Below are 15,332 nucleotides of genomic sequence, written 5' to 3'. Positions count from 1 at the left end.
ATCATGAAAAAAATCGTAGTAGTTGATTACGGCATGGGTAATCTGCGCTCGGTCGCGCAGGCCCTGCGCGCCGTCGCGCCCGATGCCAATGTGCTGATCTCCGGCGAAGTCGCCGATATCGAAACCGCCGACCGCATCGTCTTGCCCGGCCAGGGCGCCATGCCGGACTGCATGCGCAGCCTGCGCGAATCCGGCGTGCAGGACGCGCTGCTGGTGGCGGCGCGGACCAAGCCGCTGATGGGCGTGTGCATCGGCGAGCAGATGCTGTTCGACGGCAGCGAGGAAGGCAACGCCGCCGGCCTCGGCCTGTTGCCGGGCAGGGTCGTGCGCTTCCAGCTCGACGGCCAGGTGCAGGAAGACGGCTCGCGTTTCAAGGTTCCGCAAATGGGCTGGAACCAAGTGCGCCAAACGGCGTCTCACCCGATGTGGCAGGATATTCCCGACGACAGCTATTTCTATTTCGTGCACAGCTATTTCGCCCAGCCCGGACTGGCCGAGCACACCGTGGGACAGACCGTCTACGGTGCGGCGTTCAGCTGTGCCGTCGCACGTGATAATATTTTTGCGACACAGTTCCACCCGGAGAAAAGCGCCGCCACCGGACTGCAGTTGTACAAGAATTTCGTTCACTGGAACCCTTGATTTCATTTACCCCTAAATTTACTTAAACCATCATGCTGCTCATTCCTGCCATCGACCTCAAAGACGGTCACTGCGTTCGCTTGAAACAAGGCGATATGGAACTCGCCACCGTATTCTCCGAAGATCCGGCCGACATGGCCCTGCATTGGCTGAAGCAGGGCGCGCGCCGCCTGCACCTGGTCGACCTGAACGGCGCCTTCGCCGGCAAGCCGAAGAACGAAGGCGCGGTCAAGGCCATCCTCAAGGTGGTGCAGGAGTACGCTGAAGAAAATGGCCTGGACGAGATTCCGGTGCAGCTGGGCGGCGGCATCCGCGACCTCGACACCATCGAGCGCTACCTGGACGCCGGCATCAGCTACGTCATCATCGGCACCGCCGCCGTTAAGGAGCCCGGCTTCCTGCATGACGCCTGCGGCGCCTTCCCCGGCCACATCATCGTCGGCCTGGACGCCAAGGACGGCAAGGTCGCCACCGACGGCTGGAGCAAGATGTCCGGCCACGAGGTCATCGACCTGGCCAAGAAATTCGAAGCCTACGGCGTCGAATCGATCATCTACACCGACATCGGCCGCGACGGCATGATGGGCGGCGTCAATATCGAGGCCACCGTCAAGCTGGCGCAAGCGGTCAAGATCCCGGTCATCGCCTCGGGCGGCCTGCACAACCTGGGCGACGTCGAAGCGCTGTGCGCGGTACAGGAAGAAGGCATCGAAGGCGTGATCTGCGGCCGTTCGATTTACGAGGGCACCATCGACCTCGCCTCGGCCCAGCTGCGCGCCGACGAGCTCAGTGGAGATCTGCTCGAAGAAGATACGGAAGAATAAAGTCAAATACCATGCTCGCTAAACGCATCATCCCCTGCCTGGACGTGACCGATGGCCGCGTCGTCAAAGGCGTCAATTTCACCGAGCTGCGCGATGCCGGCGACCCGGTGGAAATCGCCCGCCGCTACGACGAACAGGGCGCCGATGAACTGACCTTCCTCGACATCACCGCCACCAGCGACAACCGCGGCCTGATCCTGGACATCATCGAAGCCGTCGCTTCGCAGGTGTTCATCCCGCTGACGGTGGGCGGCGGCGTGCGCGAAGTGGCCGACGTGCGCCGGCTGCTCAACGCCGGCGCCGACAAGGTCAGCATGAACTCGTCGGCCGTAGCCAACCCGCAGCTGGTGTACGACGCCTCGCAAAAGCACGGCTCGCAATGCATCGTGGTGGCGATCGACGCCAAGCAGACCTCGCCCGGCAAGTGGGAAGTGTTTACGCACGGCGGCCGCAAGGCCACCGGCATCGACGCCATCGAATGGGCGAAGAAGATGGAACAGCTGGGCGCCGGCGAAATCCTGCTGACCAGCATGGACCGCGACGGCACCAAGTCCGGCTTCGACCTGGGCCTGACGCGCGGCGTGTCCGACGCGGTCGGCATCCCGGTGATCGCCTCCGGCGGCGTCGGCGGCCTGCAGGACCTGGCCGACGGCATCAAGCTGGGCAAGGCCGACGCGGTGCTTGCCGCCAGCATCTTCCACTACGGCCAGCACACGGTGCAGGAAGCCAAGCGCTTCATGGCGCAGCAGGGCATTCCGATGCGCCTGGTTTAAGAGAATTCTATGTCGACTACCGCAAGCGCCCTGGCCAAGGCTAAATGGCTGAAGAAAATCCAATGGGACGAGCACGGCCTGGTGCCGGTGATCGCCCAGGAAGCCGGCAGCAACGACGTGCTGATGTTCGCCTGGATGAACCGCGAGGCGCTGGCCAAGACGGTCGAGCTGGGCGAAGCCGTGTACTGGAGCCGTTCGCGCAAGAAGCTGTGGCACAAGGGCGAGGAATCCGGCCATGTGCAGAAGGTGCTGGAAATCCGCCTCGATTGCGACGAGGACGTGGTGCTGCTGAAAATCGAGCAGGCCGGCGGCATCGCCTGCCATACCGGCCGCCATTCCTGCTTCTTCCAGAAGTTCGAGGGCGACGCGCTCGAGGGTGACTGGCAGGCCGCCGAGCCGGTGCTGAAGGATCCGGCCGACATCTACACCCCAGCCACGGTGGCGAAAACCAAGACAAAGAAATCGACATGAGCACTATTCTCGACCGCCTGGCCGATCTGATCGAGTCGCGCAAACTGGTCAACGGCGGCGATCCCGACAAGTCCTACACCTCCAAGCTGTTCGCCAAGGGCGACGACGCCATCCTGAAGAAAATCGGCGAGGAAGCCACCGAAACCGTGATGGCCGCCAAGGATGCGCGCGCCGGCGGCGACAGCGGCAAGGTCTTGTACGAAGTGGCCGACTTGTGGTTCCATACGCTGGTGCTGCTGGCCCAGTTCGACCTCAAGCCGCAGCAGGTGCTCGACGAGCTGGCGCGCCGCGAAGGCGTCTCCGGACTCGAAGAAAAAGCTGCCCGCAAGGAATAACCCCCACTCACGGAGCCGTTGTGGATAACTGCCTGTTTTGCAAGATAGCTGAAAAGAAAATCCCCTCGTCCATCGTCTACGAAGACGAGGACTTGCTGGCGTTCAAGGACATCAACCCTGCCGCGCCGGTGCATTTGCTGGTGATCCCGAAGAAACATTTCTCGTCCTTGTCGGACTGCAGCGCCAACGAAGCCCCGTTGCTGGGCAAAATGCTGGCGCTGGCGCCCCGGCTGGCGGAGGAATCCGGTTGCGCCGTCGGCTACGACGCCGACGGCACGCCGACCGGCGGCTACAAGACGCTGATTAACAGTGGGCCCAACGGCGGACAAGAGGTGTACCATCTACATCTACATGTGATCGGCGGCCCTCACCCCTGGCGCGGACAACGTTAAGTTGCTCTCTAAGTTGCTCTAAGTTGCCTTAAGTTGCCAGCGTTATATCGATAGCCGCATGACATCCACATGACGGGCTGCGGTTCGCTTATACTGTCGCAGGCAGTTCTCGTATCAATAGATAATTTGGGCGCTTGCGCCTTGCAAGGGGAATATGATGGGTTCATTCAGTATTTGGCATTGGTTGATCGTCCTGGTGATCGTGATGCTGGTGTTCGGCACCAAGAAACTGGGCAATATGGGTTCGGACATCGGCAAGGCCGTCAAAGGCTTCAAGGATGGCGTCAAGGGCGAGGAAGACAAGCCAGCCGCCCCGGCCGCACCGGGCACCATCGACGTCGACGCTAAAGAGAAGAAATAAGCCCCGGGGAGCGCGGCTCCCTTGTGGCTGAAACTACCTTATGATCGATCTCGGTCTTACCAAACTTGCTGTGATCGGCGTGGTTGCGCTGGTCGTCATCGGTCCTGAAAAGCTGCCCAAGGTGGCGCGCATGGCCGGGACGCTGTACGGCCGCGCCCAGCGCTACCTGAACGAAGTCAAATCCGAAGTCTCGCGCGAAATCGAGCTGGAAGAGTTGAAAAACCTCCAGAAAGAAGTGCAGGCCGCGGCCGAGAGCGTCAAGTCGGACGTGGAGAATTCCATCTCCCAGCACGTTTCCGAAGTGGAAAACGCGTGGCACGATACGCCCACCACGCCCTCGTTCAGCAGCGCCACCACCGACGATCTGTCGCGCAAGGCGCGCGAGTTCCGCCGCAAGAAGCTGGTGCGCAACTCGGCCGTTCCCGGCTGGTACAAGCAGCGCCACGGCGGCAAGATGCACGTGACGTCCGGTGCGGCGCGCGTGGCCCGCTTCCGCCCCGGCAGCAACTCCAACTCTTCGTTCTACTAAATGACTAAACCTGCACAGGGCGAAGAGACCTTTATCTCTCACCTGATCGAACTGCGCGACCGTTTGGTCAAGGCGTCCATCGGCATCGCCATCGTCTGCATCGCGCTGATGATCTGGCCAGGGCCGTCGCAAATCTACGATTTCATCGCGCGGCCGATGATCGCCTCGCTGCCGGTCGGCTCGAAGATGATCGCCACCGGCGTGATCTCGCCGTTCCTGGTGCCGATGAAGGTGACCCTGGTCATTTCCATCATCCTGTCCCTGCCGTGGGTGCTGTACCAGCTGTGGGCCTTCGTGGCGCCGGGCCTGTATGCGCACGAGAAGCGCCTGATCGCGCCGCTGGTGATTTCGTCGTCGGTGCTGTTCATGAGCGGCGTGGCGTTCTGCTACTTCCTGGTGTTCGGCCGCGTGTTCCAGTTCATCGCCGAGTTTTCGCCGCAGTCGATCGCGGTGACGCCGGATATCGAGAACTACCTGGATTTCGTCATGTCGATGTGCCTGGCCTTTGGCGCGACGTTCGAGGTGCCGGTGGTGGTGGTGATTTTGGTGCGCATGGGCCTGGTGAGCGTGGCCAAGCTGAAGGAAGTGCGTCCCTACGCGATTGTGGGCGCCTTCGTGATTGCCGCCATCGTCACGCCGCCCGATGCGGTCAGCATGTTCTCGCTGGCGATTCCGATGTGCCTGCTGTTCGAGCTGGGCCTGCTGGTGGCGCCGCTGTTCGTGCGCATGTCGACGGCGCCGGAAGAGAAGGCCTGAACACGGCGCTACGGCAAGCGGCTGGATATTTTAAGAAGCACGCCAAGCGTCACGGCATGCAGCGCTAGCGAAATTCCTACCATCCAGTAGAGCGTAACGAATTTCGCGTTGAAGCGCGCAATCAAGCGTTGTTCCAGCGCTTCAAGCTTGGCATTAAAATGTTCCTCCAGCGCTTCGAGCTTGGTATTGAAACGCTGCTCCAGCGCTTCGAGCTTCGCGTATATATCTGTCCGCAACATTTCGATCCGGGCGATCATGTCGGTCCGGAGAAGGACCAGCTCGCTTGGCCCGACTGTGGCCTCAGCCAGTGCGTCGCTCAAGGCGTTTGCTTGCGCCTCCGCCTGATCCGGCGGGATACCGGCCTCCGCCAACTTTCTTGCGTACTCAAGCGTGTTGAATTTGATGGGCATATTCATGGTCACTCCCTGATTAAATGGTAGCAGAAACCGGCCTGAATGCGAGTCGGCGTACTACCATAGCGAATCAACGGATGAGCTGTTTGCGCCCACTCAAACGGACACACTCTACTGCGTCATCAAGCCCTTGATCACCCGCACCGGCGCGCTGCCGTAGCTGAGGAATTGCTCGTGGAATTCCTTCAGGTTGAACTTGGCGCCCAACTGCTGCTTGCGCTGCTCGCGCAATTCCATGATCTCGCTGTAGCCGCTGAAATAGCTGGTCAGCTGCACCGACGACACCTGCACCCGATGCCATTTCTCCACCGCCTCGCTGCGCGTCTGGAAGGCCTGGCGCGTCAACAGATCCATGGCCTGCTCCTCCGTCATGCCCAGCACGTGCACGCTGTAATCGAGGATGGTGTTGGTCACGCTGCGCAGGTTCCACTTCGAATACATCAGCCACATTTCCGGCTCGTTGTTGCCATAGCCGGATTCCAGCATCATGCGCTCGCCGTACACCGCCCAACCCTCCACCATCGCGCCGTTGCCGAAGATGGATTTGACGATCGAGGGCGAGCGGTTCGCATACACCAGCTGCGCATAGTGGCCGGGAATCGCCTCGTGGATATTCAGGATCTGCAGTATCCAGTAGTTGTACTCGCGCAGGCTGCTCTCGGCCGCCTCCGCCGTTGCGCCATCGAGCGGCGTCACGTTGTAGTAGGTGCGGTCCTGCGGGCGATACGGCCCCGGCGCATCGATGCTGGCGCCGGCCACGCCGGCCTGGTATGCCGGCGTCGCGCGCACTTCCAGCTGCTTCTTCGGATCCAGCGTCAGCAGGTCGTGGCTGATCACCCAGTCCTGCAGCACCGGCACCTGGCGGCGGATCTCCTTGAAGAAATCCTCGCGCGCCACGTGACGCGACGACAGCTTGTCGATCACCATGCCGATCTTGGCAAAGCGGTCGGCCGGCTTGGCCGCACCGCCCATGGTCTTGTCCCACAGCTCGTCCGAGATGCGCGCCATATTGGTCAGCAGTTCCTCGCGCGTCGCCAGTGCCTTTTGATAGGTCTGCTCGGCCGTGCTGCCCGACTGGATATCGTAGGCAAACTTCTGCTCGTACAACTCTTTACCCAAACGGAAAGTGCGACGGCCCTTGCTGTCCATCTGCCGGTCCATCTCGGTCAGGAAGGCGACGTAGCTGTCGACCGCCGTCAGCGCCGCATTGACGCGCTGCGTGAACAGCTGCTTTTCCACCGGCGTCAGGATCGATGCCTGGGCGGCCTTGTCGGCTTCGGTCAGCAGCGTCTGCACGCCGGGCGCCTGCGAGATCGCCAGGCGCGTGTGCTCGCGCGTCGGATTGACGATGTTGGCGCGCGCCGCATCGTAGTAGGCCGGAATGCTGGCGATGCGCTTGAGCAGCGTGCGCAGGCGCTGCGGTTGCGCCGCGTATTCGGTGTTGAGGATCAGGTCGATCGGGCCGGCCACGTTGTAGCTGGCCGGATTCCATTCGAACTCCTTGAGCGTGGTCAGGCGGAAGCGGTCGCTGTCGAGCTTATTGATCAGCAGCGCCAGGTCGGTGCGCTGGCGCGCCGACAGCTGGCTGGCGTTGATGCCGCCGAATTTCTGCTTCCACTCGTCGATGAAGGCCAGTTCCTTCGCTTGCTCGGCGCGGTCGGGCACCGTCAGCATGGCGGCGGTGTCGTACTTGCCGGCGTAGATCGCGCTTTCCGAATCGATGCGCCACAGCGCGTTCAGGAACTGGTTGCTGAGGGAGTCGAACGAGCGGTCCTGGCGGCGTTCCGGCGTCACCGGCTTCAGTGCCGGCCTGGCCGCCGCTGCGACCACGGCGGCGCCGGCGCCGGCCTTGGCCTTGCCATGTTTGCCCGAGCCTTTGCTGCTCTTGGCGGCCTTGCCGTGGGAGGCGTGGGAGGTGTGGGCATTGGCCTTGCCGCCGGACTTGCTCTTGGCCGAGGTGTGGCTGGTGGAGGCCTTGTGTTCTTTCTTGTGCGTCGTGGCGCCGGCCGGTGCGACGGCGAGCGTCGTCATCAATACAGCCAGTGCAATTTTTGTCTTAATCATCTTCAACTACCTTGTGAATATGGTGGCCGGGCGCGCCGGACCGAAGCGAAGGAGATTATCACTAATCGGCTCGCTTGAGCGCGTTCGGTTTGTAACTCGGCCTTTACTTCCGCATGCCTTCTTGCAGCATATTTAACATCTCGCCGGCCGACATGCGGCCGCTGACGTCGCTGCCTTCGAGCAGGCTGTCGGCCAGGTCGCGCTTGTGCTGGTGCAGGTCGACGATGCCTTCCTCGATGGTATGGCGCGCCACCAGACGGTAGATGGTCACCGGCCGCAGCTGGCCCATGCGGTGTGCGCGGTCCGAGGCCTGATCTTCCACCGCCGGATTCCACCATGGGTCCATGTGGATCACGTAGTCGGCCGCGGTCAGATTGATGCCGACGCCGCCCGCCTTCAGGCTGATGAGGAACACGTCGCCCTCGCCGGCCTGGAACAGGTCGACGCGTTTCTTGCGGTCCGCCATCGGCGTCGAGCCGTCGAGGTACTGGTAGCTGATGTTGTTGGCGTCCAGGTGCGCGCGGATCAAACTCAGGTGATCGACGAACTGGCTGAACACCAGCACCTTGTGCTTGTTCTCCAGCAGCCCTTCCAGCAGGTGCGCGAACGCTGCCAGCTTGCTGCTGCCGAGGCCCAGCTCCGGCGCCACCAGGTTCGGATTGCAGCAGGCGCGGCGCAGCTTCATGATCTCGGCCAGGATCTGGATCGACTTCTTCTCGGCAGGCCCTTCGACGGCTGCCAGCGTTTCCAGCGCCGCGCGGCGCAGGGATTCGTACAGCGCCGTCTCTTCCGCCGACAGGTCGACTTCCATCGTGATCTCGGTGCGCGACGGCAGCTCGGTCAGCACCTGCGCCTTGGTCCGGCGCAGCATGAACGGCTGGATCAGGCGCCGCAGGCGGTTGCGCGCGCCCACCTCGGCGCGATGGTCCTGCGGCTTTTCTATCGGCGCCGCGAAGCGCAGGTTGAACGATTCGATGCTGCCCAACAGGCCCGGATTGATGAAGCGGAACAGGTTCCACAACTCGCCCAGGTGGTTCTCCAGCGGCGTGCCGGTGGCCACCATGCGGAACGCGCCCTTCAGCGCCATCACGGCCTGCGAGCGCTTGGTGGCGCCGTTCTTGATCGCCTGTGCTTCGTCGAGCACGATGGTGTTCCACTGTACGCCCGCAAACAGCAGGGCCTCCAGCTGCAGCAGGCCGTAGCTGGTCACCACCAGGTCGTAGGGCTGCAGCGTGGACATGGTCTCCGCGCGGTCGCCGGCGCCGAACAGCTTGACGTTGAGCGTCGGCGCGAAGCGGGCCGCCTCACTGATCCAGTTCATGCAGACGGAGGTCGGCGCCACCACCAGCGTCGGGCCTTGCGGCGCGCGCGACAGGATCAGCGCCAGCGCCTGCAGCGTCTTGCCCAGGCCCATATCGTCGGCCAGGCAGGCGCCCACGCCCCAGTTGGCGAGGCGCGACAGCCAGTTGAAGCCCTCCAGCTGATAGTCGCGCAGTTCCGCCTGCAGGGTGCTCGGCAGCTGCGGCACGAAGGCCGCCTGCGCCGCCATGCGCTCCAGGTGCTCCTTCCACAGCTTGTCCGACTTGAGGCCGCCGATGTCGTCGGCCAGCTCCTCCAGCGCGAACGACGCCAGCGGATGCAGGCGCACGCCGTCGGCGGTGATCTCGCCGTAGGCCGACACCTCGCGCAGGCGGCGGTGCAGTTCCTCGGTCAATGCCAGGTAGCGGTTCTCGCCCAGCTCCACGAAGCGGCTCTGGCTCTTCTGCATCAGCTCCAGCAGCGTCTTCAGGTCCATGACCTTGTCTTCGTCGATCTGCAGTTCGCCGCTGGCCGCGAACCAGTCCTTGTTGCTCTTGATGGCCAGGCGCAGCTGCTTGGTCTCGACCTTGGCGGTGACGCGGAAGCTCTCGCCTTCCGGCCAGGCCAGCACGATGCCGTCCGGCGGCAGCTCCTGCAGCTCCACCAGCAGTTGCAGGCACAGCGCCGGCTGGCCCAGCAGCCATTCGCCGTGTTCCTGCTCGGCCGATTCCAGCACCGGGCATTTGGCGATCAGTTCGCGCTCGGCGTCGCGTTCGTCGATCAGCTTGCGGCGCGCCTGCACCGACTTGCCTCCGACGTCGGCGATCACGCTGTCCGCGCCGGCGCCCGGCGCGTAGTAGGCGCCGTTGGCCAGCGGCCGCACCAGCACCTGCATCTTCAGGCCGTGTTGATATGGCAGCAGGTGCAGGTGCAAACGCGTGTCGGCCTCCACCTGTTCCATGTCCGGCGCGGCGCCGCCGATTTCCGATTGCACCGTCACCAGCGACGAGATGGAGCTGATCGCGTGCAGCACCTGCTGCTCCGCATGCGCCGGCACGTGCAGCGCGTCGCCGACGATGGCGGCGATGCGGCGGTGCTCGTCGAGGATGGTGACCACGCGCAGGCGGGTCGGCGTCTCCTTGGTGACGATGACCGACGAGCTGTCGTCAGGGATCGGCGGTTGCAGGCGCAGTTCCAGGTTGCCGGGGCTTTTCTTGATCAGCAGTTCCGGCTCGCCGGCCAGCATCTCCACCCGCGTGTCGGGCGCGTCGGCCCAGAACAGCAGCGGATGGCCGATCAGCGCCGCCGCGGCGCGCTGCGGATCGATCTCGTAGGCGAGGCCGCTGGACTGGTAACTGCGGTGCGCCACCGAGATCGCCTCGGATGCGCGCACATCCTGCGGCGTGAGGAAATCGAACTGCTCGGACTCGAAGCGCAGCCGCTTCAGGCCGACGGCGCGGCCCTTGCTCCACAGGCCGCGCGCATCGCGCTTCTGCTCGACGGGAGCGACATCGGTCAAGCCGTGACGGTTATCGTAGTTCAGCATCCACACCAGCCGCGTGCTGCCGACGGCGTCCGGCGCGGCCGGCTGCTGCAGGTTGATCAGCGCCGACAGCTGCCGCTGCCATGCTTCCTGCCGTTCGAACCAGACGCTCATGTCCGGATAGCCCAGGCGCGAGCGCAGCGCGTTGGCGTGGCGCTGCTGCTCGACGTCGCCCAGGTGGCCCAGCAGCGTGGCCGCTTGCCCGGCGATGAACAGGTATCCGGCGCGTTCTGCGTTCTGCGCCAGTTCCTGCAACTGCGCCTTGCGCTCGGACAGCTGCGGCAGCGACAGCCAGAAGTACAGCAGGCATTGGAACATCTGCGTCTGCAGGCTGGTTTCCCACGCCAGCGCAGCCACGGCGTCGGTCTGCATGGTGCCGGCGCGGATCTGGCGCAGCATGTCGATCTGCTGGTAGACGGCGGTATCGTGGTTCTGCGGCATGCGCACGGCGATTTCCAGGTATGCCTCGGCCGCCTTCAGATGCTTGGCATCGCCGCTGCGCATCAGCGACAGCAGGTACAAATGACTGCCCATGCCGGCGAACAGCAGCTTGCGCTTGCCGGTTTCGCGGCGCAGCGTCTTCAGCGCCGCGTCGAAGCCGACGATGGCAGCGCCGGTGGCGCCGCGCAGCAGCACGACGATGCTGGCCAGGTACTGGCTCTGTGGACCGCCGGTGCGTTCCAGGTAGCGCTTGGCGTCGTCCAGGCGGCCGCACAGGATGGCGTCTTCGGCCAGCGCCATGCGCAGTTCGGGGTTGATGTCGTCCTTCATCGCCAGGCGACGCTGCATGTGCTGTTCGCAGAATTCACGTATCACCGGCACGGTCAGGAATTCGTGGCGGGCGTTTTGCAGCAGCACGGCCAGCACGTCGTCCTGCAGTAGCGGGTGCACGCGCGCCAGCATGCCCGGTTCGAACGGGCGGCCGAAGATGTCGACGATGGGATGCAGCTGTGCCGCCTCATAGCTGCCGAGGCAGAACGCCAGTATCGGCTGGATCTGCTGCGGCGTTTGGCCGCGCAGGAGGCCCATGCGCAGGCGCGCCATGCCGGCGCGGTAGCTGCGCGGTTCGACGCTGTTCCAGGTCTGGCGCATCGGCACCAGTTCGTCGTAGGCATTGCACAAGTCGTCCAGCGCGTGGGTGCCGATGGAGGCGCGCATCGCCGGCCAGCGCAGCTTGGGGTTGCAGACGAAGCCGCGACCGGTGACCACGCTGATGAAGGCCAGCCGCTCCAGCTTGCGCATCGACTCGTCCAGCGTGCCGACGCTGTAGCTGTTGCCGTCCTTGTCCTCGATGCGCGCCATGTTCAAGTGATCGAGGATGGCGGTGCGGCCCACCGGCTCGCCGATCAGGGCGAGCAGCGCGAGTATCATTTTTTCGTTGAATTCAAGCGCGTCAAATTCGGCGAGCAGCTTAGCGTCGGCCATGCGGGGTCAGTCTTTCAGGTTATCGATGTGCACCGGCGGCGTGGCCGCGGCGTCGTGCAGGCCAAACATCCGTTGGTAAAAGTACAGCTCCGCCTCCAGCGTGCGGATGATGTTCTCGCCCTTGCGGAAGCCGTGGCCTTCGCCTTCCAGCGGCACGTAGGCCACCGGTACGCCGCGCTGCTTGAGCGCGTCGACCATCATCTCGGACTGCTGCGGCGGCACGACCTTGTCGTCCAGGCCCTGGAAGAAGATCATCGGGCGTGCCAGCTTGTCGGTGTGGTTGATCGGCGAGCGGGCCTGGTACAGCGCCTCGGCCTGCGGTTGCGGTGCGATCAGGTATTCGTTGTAGTGCGATTCGAATTTGTGCGAGTCCTGGTCCAGGCCCTTCAGGTCCGACACGCCGTAGTAGCTGGCGCCGACCTTGAAGACGTTGTGGAAGGTCAGCGCGCACAAGGTCGTCAAGCCGCCGGCGCTGCCGCCGCGGATGATCAGGCGTTCGCCGTCGGCCAGGCCGCGCTCGACCAGCGCCTGCGCGCCGGCCACGCAATCCTCGACGTCGACGACGCCCCATTGTCCCTTGAGCAGGTCGCGGTAGGCGCGGCCGAAGCCGGTGCTGCCGCCATAGTTCACATCGAGCACGCCGAAGCCGCGGCTGGTCCAGTACTGGGTCTTCAGGTTCAGCGTGTTGACGGTCATGCCGGTCGGGCCGCCGTGGCTGATGACGATCACCGGCGGCTTGCTTCCCTCGGGCGCCGCCACGTCGCGGTTGCGCGGCGGGTAGAAGAAGGCGTGCGAGGTGCGGCCGTTGGCGCTGGCGTAGCTGATGCTGGTCGGGATGGAGAGATTAGCCTCATCCGGCAGGTCTTCGATCGATTGCGCCAGGATTTCCACGCCCTCCTCGGTGAAGTCGATGCGCGCCAGCTCCAGCGGGATGGTCGGGCCGCCGGCCAGCATCGCGATGTAGCCGGGGCCGACGCGCAGCTCGCGGATTTCCTCGTATGGATTGGCGATCGCCTCCAGCTTGCCGCTGCCCGGCAGCAGGCGCGCCAGCCGGCTCACGCCCTTGACTATATAGGTGCAGATGATTTCCGAGGCCGAGCGGAAGCCGTACATCGAATTGCCGAAGGTCCAGTGCGGCGAGGCGAATTCCGCCTCCATCGGGCACAGGCCCTCGGTGCGCTGGCGGTCGCGGCACAGACGGTACAGGTTCCACCACCCGCTGCGGTCGGAGACGAAGTGCAGCAGGCTGTCCGGCGACCATTCCGGCTGGCAGACCGATTCCTCGGCGCCGCCGGCGATGCGCACCGGCGCGGCCGGCGTGCCGTCGTCCCCCACCTCGGCCAGCCACAGCGTGGTGCCCTGCCACGGCATGCGCGGGTGGTCCCAGCTCAGCCAGGCCAGCGAGCGGCCGTCCGGCGACAGGCGCGGCGAGGAGTAGAAATCGGCGTCCTGCGCCAGCACGGTCTCGTCGCCGGTGGCGATGTTGATGGCGCAGATCGTATTGGCCGGCTGGGCGTGCGGATCGTCCCCATGCAGCTCGCGTACGCCGATCAGGCGCCCGTGCGCGCGGTCGACCACAAAGTCGGCCAACCGCTGCTTGCCGGCCCGGGTCACCGCCACCGGAGCCGCGTCATCGTCGACCAGATCAAGTTTGTAGACGCGGTTGTCGGCAAAATGCGAAAAATAGATGGTATCGCCGTCCACCGTATAGGCGCCGCCGCCATATTCGTGTACGCGGCTGCGCACATTGAAGGGCGCCGGCGTCAGTTCGTCGATGATGGCGCCGTGATGGCGCTGCAAGGTGTTGCGGCCCGCCTCGGCGGCGCGGCCGGCCAGCCAGAAGATGTCGCTGCCATCGGCGCCGCCCAGCATCAGCGACGACAAAGGCGTCGCCCCGGCGGCCACGCGCGCGGCGCTGATGGTCGATGGCCAGGCGCCGTAGGGCGCGGTGATGGTGGGTGTGGTGCTCATGACATCTCCAAAGTCGGGTGCTACGCATGATAGAGAATGAACGGACTATCATCCAGCAAAAAAATCCGCGTGGGATGCGATAATAGTCCTTTGACCGATTTTGATTGCCTTCCATGCCACAATTTGCCCCGCTCCAGAATGACACCTTCTTGCGCGCGTTGTTGCGCCAGCCGACGGACCACACGCCGGTGTGGCTGATGCGCCAGGCGGGGCGATATCTGCCGGAATACCGCGCCACGCGCCAGAAGGCTGGCTCCTTCATGGGCCTGGCCACCAATCCCGACTACGCCACCGAGGTGACGCTGCAGCCGCTGGACCGCTTCCCGCTGGACGCCGCCATCCTGTTCTCGGACATCCTGACGGTGCCGGACGCGATGGGCCTGGGCCTGTATTTCGTCGAAGGCGAAGGTCCGAAATTCGAGCGTCCGCTGAAAACCGAGGCCGACGTGCTGGCCCTGCGCGCGCCGGAACTGGGCTCGCTGGACTACGTGTTCAAGGCGGTCACCCAGATCCGCACCGAATTGAACGGCCGCGTGCCGCTGATCGGCTTTTCCGGCAGCCCGTGGACGCTGGCCTGCTACATGGTCGAAGGCCAGGGCTCGCGCGAGTTCCACACCATCAAGAAGATGCTGTACAACCGCCCCGACCTGATGCACCACATCCTGGGCATCAATGCCAAGGCCGTGGCCGAGTACCTGAACGCCCAGATCGACGCCGGTGCCCAGGCGGTAATGGTGTTCGACTCGTGGGGCGGCGCGCTGGCCGACGGCGCCTACCAGGAATTCTCGCTCAAATACATGCAGCAGGTAGTTTCCCTGCTGAAACGTGACAAGGACGGCGTCAAGATTCCGGCCATTGTCTTCACCAAGGGCGGCGGCCAGTGGATCGAGCAGATCGCCGACATCGGCGCCGACGCGGTGGGCCTGGATTGGACCGTCAACCTGACCCAGGCGCGCAAGCTGGTGGGCCACAAGGTCGGCCTGCAGGGCAACCTGGACCCCGCCATCCTGTTCGCCAGCCCGGACCAGATCCGCGCCGAAGTGCATAAGGTGCTGGACGCCTTCGGCAAGCCCGCCGACGGCAACGGACACGTATTTAATTTGGGCCACGGCATTTCGCAGTTCACGCCGCCAGAGAACGTCGCGGCCATGGTCGAAGCTGTTCACAGCTATAGCAAGGCCCAGCGCGCAGCCTGATGTAGTTTGCAAACATGGGGCACGTTTCAGCTGAGACGTGCCCTTTTTCATTGCTGAACGCAGGGAAACAATACCGACTTATGCACAATTTTTTTTGCTGCGGAAATAAAAGGCAGCGCATTTTTCCTAGCCCGGGAGAATCTCGTAAGTGATTGATACTAAACGATAAAATATGAGGTCATAGCGACAATATTTAGCAAGTCGTAAACCTTGACGTCAGAGTGAAAGTAGTTTATTTCGTCATTGTCCACAAAGTTATCCACAAAAACTGTGGATAAAAAATAAAAGTACTTAGTAAACCGTGACTTAGCCATAATGTTGTTGTTTTGCATGAGCTT

The 15,332-nt window shown here is 63.6% G+C and carries 14 protein-coding genes; 10 read left to right on the top strand and 4 right to left on the bottom strand.

Annotated features, from left to right (window positions below; genetic code table 11):
• The first annotated feature begins 3 nt into the window (after positions 1-3).
• The 9 genes from hisH (at position 4) to tatC (ending at position 5,083) form a co-directional block, all read left to right on the top strand.
• A complete protein-coding gene (gene hisH, locus ABWW33_RS11395) occupies positions 4-642 on the top strand; it encodes an imidazole glycerol phosphate synthase subunit HisH (protein WP_353401618.1) in 639 nt (212 codons plus the stop codon).
• A 32-nt stretch (positions 643-674) separates the two neighbouring features.
• Positions 675-1,466: a 1-(5-phosphoribosyl)-5-[(5-phosphoribosylamino)methylideneamino]imidazole-4-carboxamide isomerase gene (gene hisA / locus ABWW33_RS11390; RefSeq protein WP_176653372.1), complete on the top strand. Its 792-nt coding sequence runs from the start codon at positions 675-677 to the stop codon at positions 1,464-1,466.
• 11 nt (positions 1,467-1,477) lie between these two features.
• Positions 1,478-2,239, top strand: coding sequence for an imidazole glycerol phosphate synthase subunit HisF (hisF, locus tag ABWW33_RS11385; protein ID WP_176653373.1), 762 nt, complete (start codon positions 1,478-1,480; stop codon positions 2,237-2,239).
• A gap of 9 nt (positions 2,240-2,248) precedes the next feature.
• The gene (gene hisI, locus ABWW33_RS11380) at positions 2,249-2,710 is read left to right on the top strand and encodes a phosphoribosyl-AMP cyclohydrolase (RefSeq protein WP_176653374.1); all 462 of its coding nucleotides are present in this window, start codon (positions 2,249-2,251) and stop codon (positions 2,708-2,710) included.
• On the top strand, positions 2,707-3,045 hold the full coding sequence (locus ABWW33_RS11375) for a phosphoribosyl-ATP diphosphatase (protein ID WP_176653375.1): 339 nt from the start codon (positions 2,707-2,709) through the stop codon (positions 3,043-3,045). The genes hisI and ABWW33_RS11375 overlap by 4 nt, the downstream gene beginning before the upstream one ends.
• A gap of 20 nt (positions 3,046-3,065) precedes the next feature.
• Positions 3,066-3,437: a histidine triad nucleotide-binding protein gene (locus ABWW33_RS11370; RefSeq protein ID WP_176653376.1), complete on the top strand. Its 372-nt coding sequence runs from the start codon at positions 3,066-3,068 to the stop codon at positions 3,435-3,437.
• Positions 3,438-3,594: 157 nt separating this feature from the next.
• Positions 3,595-3,798, top strand: a complete 204-nt coding sequence (gene tatA / locus ABWW33_RS11365; protein WP_176653498.1) for a Sec-independent protein translocase subunit TatA — start codon at positions 3,595-3,597, stop codon at positions 3,796-3,798.
• 40 nt (positions 3,799-3,838) lie between these two features.
• Entirely contained in the window at positions 3,839-4,327 is a 489-nt protein-coding gene (gene tatB, locus ABWW33_RS11360; RefSeq protein ID WP_176653377.1) for a Sec-independent protein translocase protein TatB, read from the top strand.
• Positions 4,328-5,083: a twin-arginine translocase subunit TatC gene (tatC, locus tag ABWW33_RS11355; RefSeq protein ID WP_176653378.1), complete on the top strand. Its 756-nt coding sequence runs from the start codon at positions 4,328-4,330 to the stop codon at positions 5,081-5,083.
• A gap of 8 nt (positions 5,084-5,091) precedes the next feature.
• Here the strand turns inward: tatC and ABWW33_RS11350 are convergent, their stop codons facing one another.
• The 4 genes from ABWW33_RS11350 to ABWW33_RS11335 all read right to left on the bottom strand — a co-directional run bounded on the left by ABWW33_RS11350 (position 5,092) and on the right by ABWW33_RS11335 (position 13,798).
• Positions 5,092-5,499 (bottom strand): CCDC90 family protein, encoded by a 408-nt coding sequence (locus ABWW33_RS11350; RefSeq protein ID WP_353401614.1) that lies wholly within the window; start codon positions 5,497-5,499, stop codon positions 5,092-5,094.
• A 108-nt stretch (positions 5,500-5,607) separates the two neighbouring features.
• On the bottom strand, positions 5,608-7,560 hold the full coding sequence (locus tag ABWW33_RS11345; RefSeq protein ID WP_353401612.1) for a DUF885 domain-containing protein: 1,953 nt from the start codon (positions 7,558-7,560) through the stop codon (positions 5,608-5,610).
• Between the two features lie 103 nt (positions 7,561-7,663).
• The gene (locus ABWW33_RS11340) at positions 7,664-11,827 is read right to left on the bottom strand and encodes an SNF2-related protein (protein ID WP_353401610.1); all 4,164 of its coding nucleotides are present in this window, start codon (positions 11,825-11,827) and stop codon (positions 7,664-7,666) included.
• Positions 11,828-11,833: 6 nt separating this feature from the next.
• Positions 11,834-13,798 carry a dipeptidyl-peptidase 5 gene (locus ABWW33_RS11335; protein ID WP_353401608.1) on the bottom strand — a complete coding sequence of 655 codons (1,965 nt, stop codon included), beginning with the start codon at positions 13,796-13,798 and terminating at the stop codon, positions 11,834-11,836.
• A 113-nt stretch (positions 13,799-13,911) separates the two neighbouring features.
• On the opposite strand from ABWW33_RS11335, the gene hemE reads away from it, so the two are divergent.
• Positions 13,912-14,994 carry a uroporphyrinogen decarboxylase gene (gene hemE, locus ABWW33_RS11330; protein ID WP_353401606.1) on the top strand — a complete coding sequence of 361 codons (1,083 nt, stop codon included), beginning with the start codon at positions 13,912-13,914 and terminating at the stop codon, positions 14,992-14,994.
• The last annotated feature ends 338 nt before the right edge of the window (positions 14,995-15,332 follow it).

This window comes from Duganella hordei, assembly GCF_040369125.1.
Taxonomy (GTDB): Bacteria; Pseudomonadota; Gammaproteobacteria; order Burkholderiales; family Burkholderiaceae_D; genus Rugamonas; species Rugamonas hordei.
This window is presented reverse-complemented; position numbering and strand designations above follow the sequence as displayed.

Coding starts and splice junctions, on each gene's coding strand:
- hisH (WP_353401618.1), top strand. CDS start 4: ATGAAAAAAATCGTAGTAGTTGATTACGGCATGGGTAATCTGCGCTCG.
- hisA (WP_176653372.1), top strand. CDS start 675: ATGCTGCTCATTCCTGCCATCGACCTCAAAGACGGTCACTGCGTTCGC.
- hisF (WP_176653373.1), top strand. CDS start 1,478: ATGCTCGCTAAACGCATCATCCCCTGCCTGGACGTGACCGATGGCCGC.
- hisI (WP_176653374.1), top strand. CDS start 2,249: ATGTCGACTACCGCAAGCGCCCTGGCCAAGGCTAAATGGCTGAAGAAA.
- ABWW33_RS11375 (WP_176653375.1), top strand. CDS start 2,707: ATGAGCACTATTCTCGACCGCCTGGCCGATCTGATCGAGTCGCGCAAA.
- tatA (WP_176653498.1), top strand. CDS start 3,595: ATGGGTTCATTCAGTATTTGGCATTGGTTGATCGTCCTGGTGATCGTG.
- tatB (WP_176653377.1), top strand. CDS start 3,839: ATGATCGATCTCGGTCTTACCAAACTTGCTGTGATCGGCGTGGTTGCG.
- tatC (WP_176653378.1), top strand. CDS start 4,328: ATGACTAAACCTGCACAGGGCGAAGAGACCTTTATCTCTCACCTGATC.
- ABWW33_RS11350 (WP_353401614.1), bottom strand. CDS start 5,499: ATGAATATGCCCATCAAATTCAACACGCTTGAGTACGCAAGAAAGTTG.
- ABWW33_RS11345 (WP_353401612.1), bottom strand. CDS start 7,560: ATGATTAAGACAAAAATTGCACTGGCTGTATTGATGACGACGCTCGCC.
- ABWW33_RS11340 (WP_353401610.1), bottom strand. CDS start 11,827: ATGGCCGACGCTAAGCTGCTCGCCGAATTTGACGCGCTTGAATTCAAC.
- ABWW33_RS11335 (WP_353401608.1), bottom strand. CDS start 13,798: ATGAGCACCACACCCACCATCACCGCGCCCTACGGCGCCTGGCCATCG.
- hemE (WP_353401606.1), top strand. CDS start 13,912: ATGCCACAATTTGCCCCGCTCCAGAATGACACCTTCTTGCGCGCGTTG.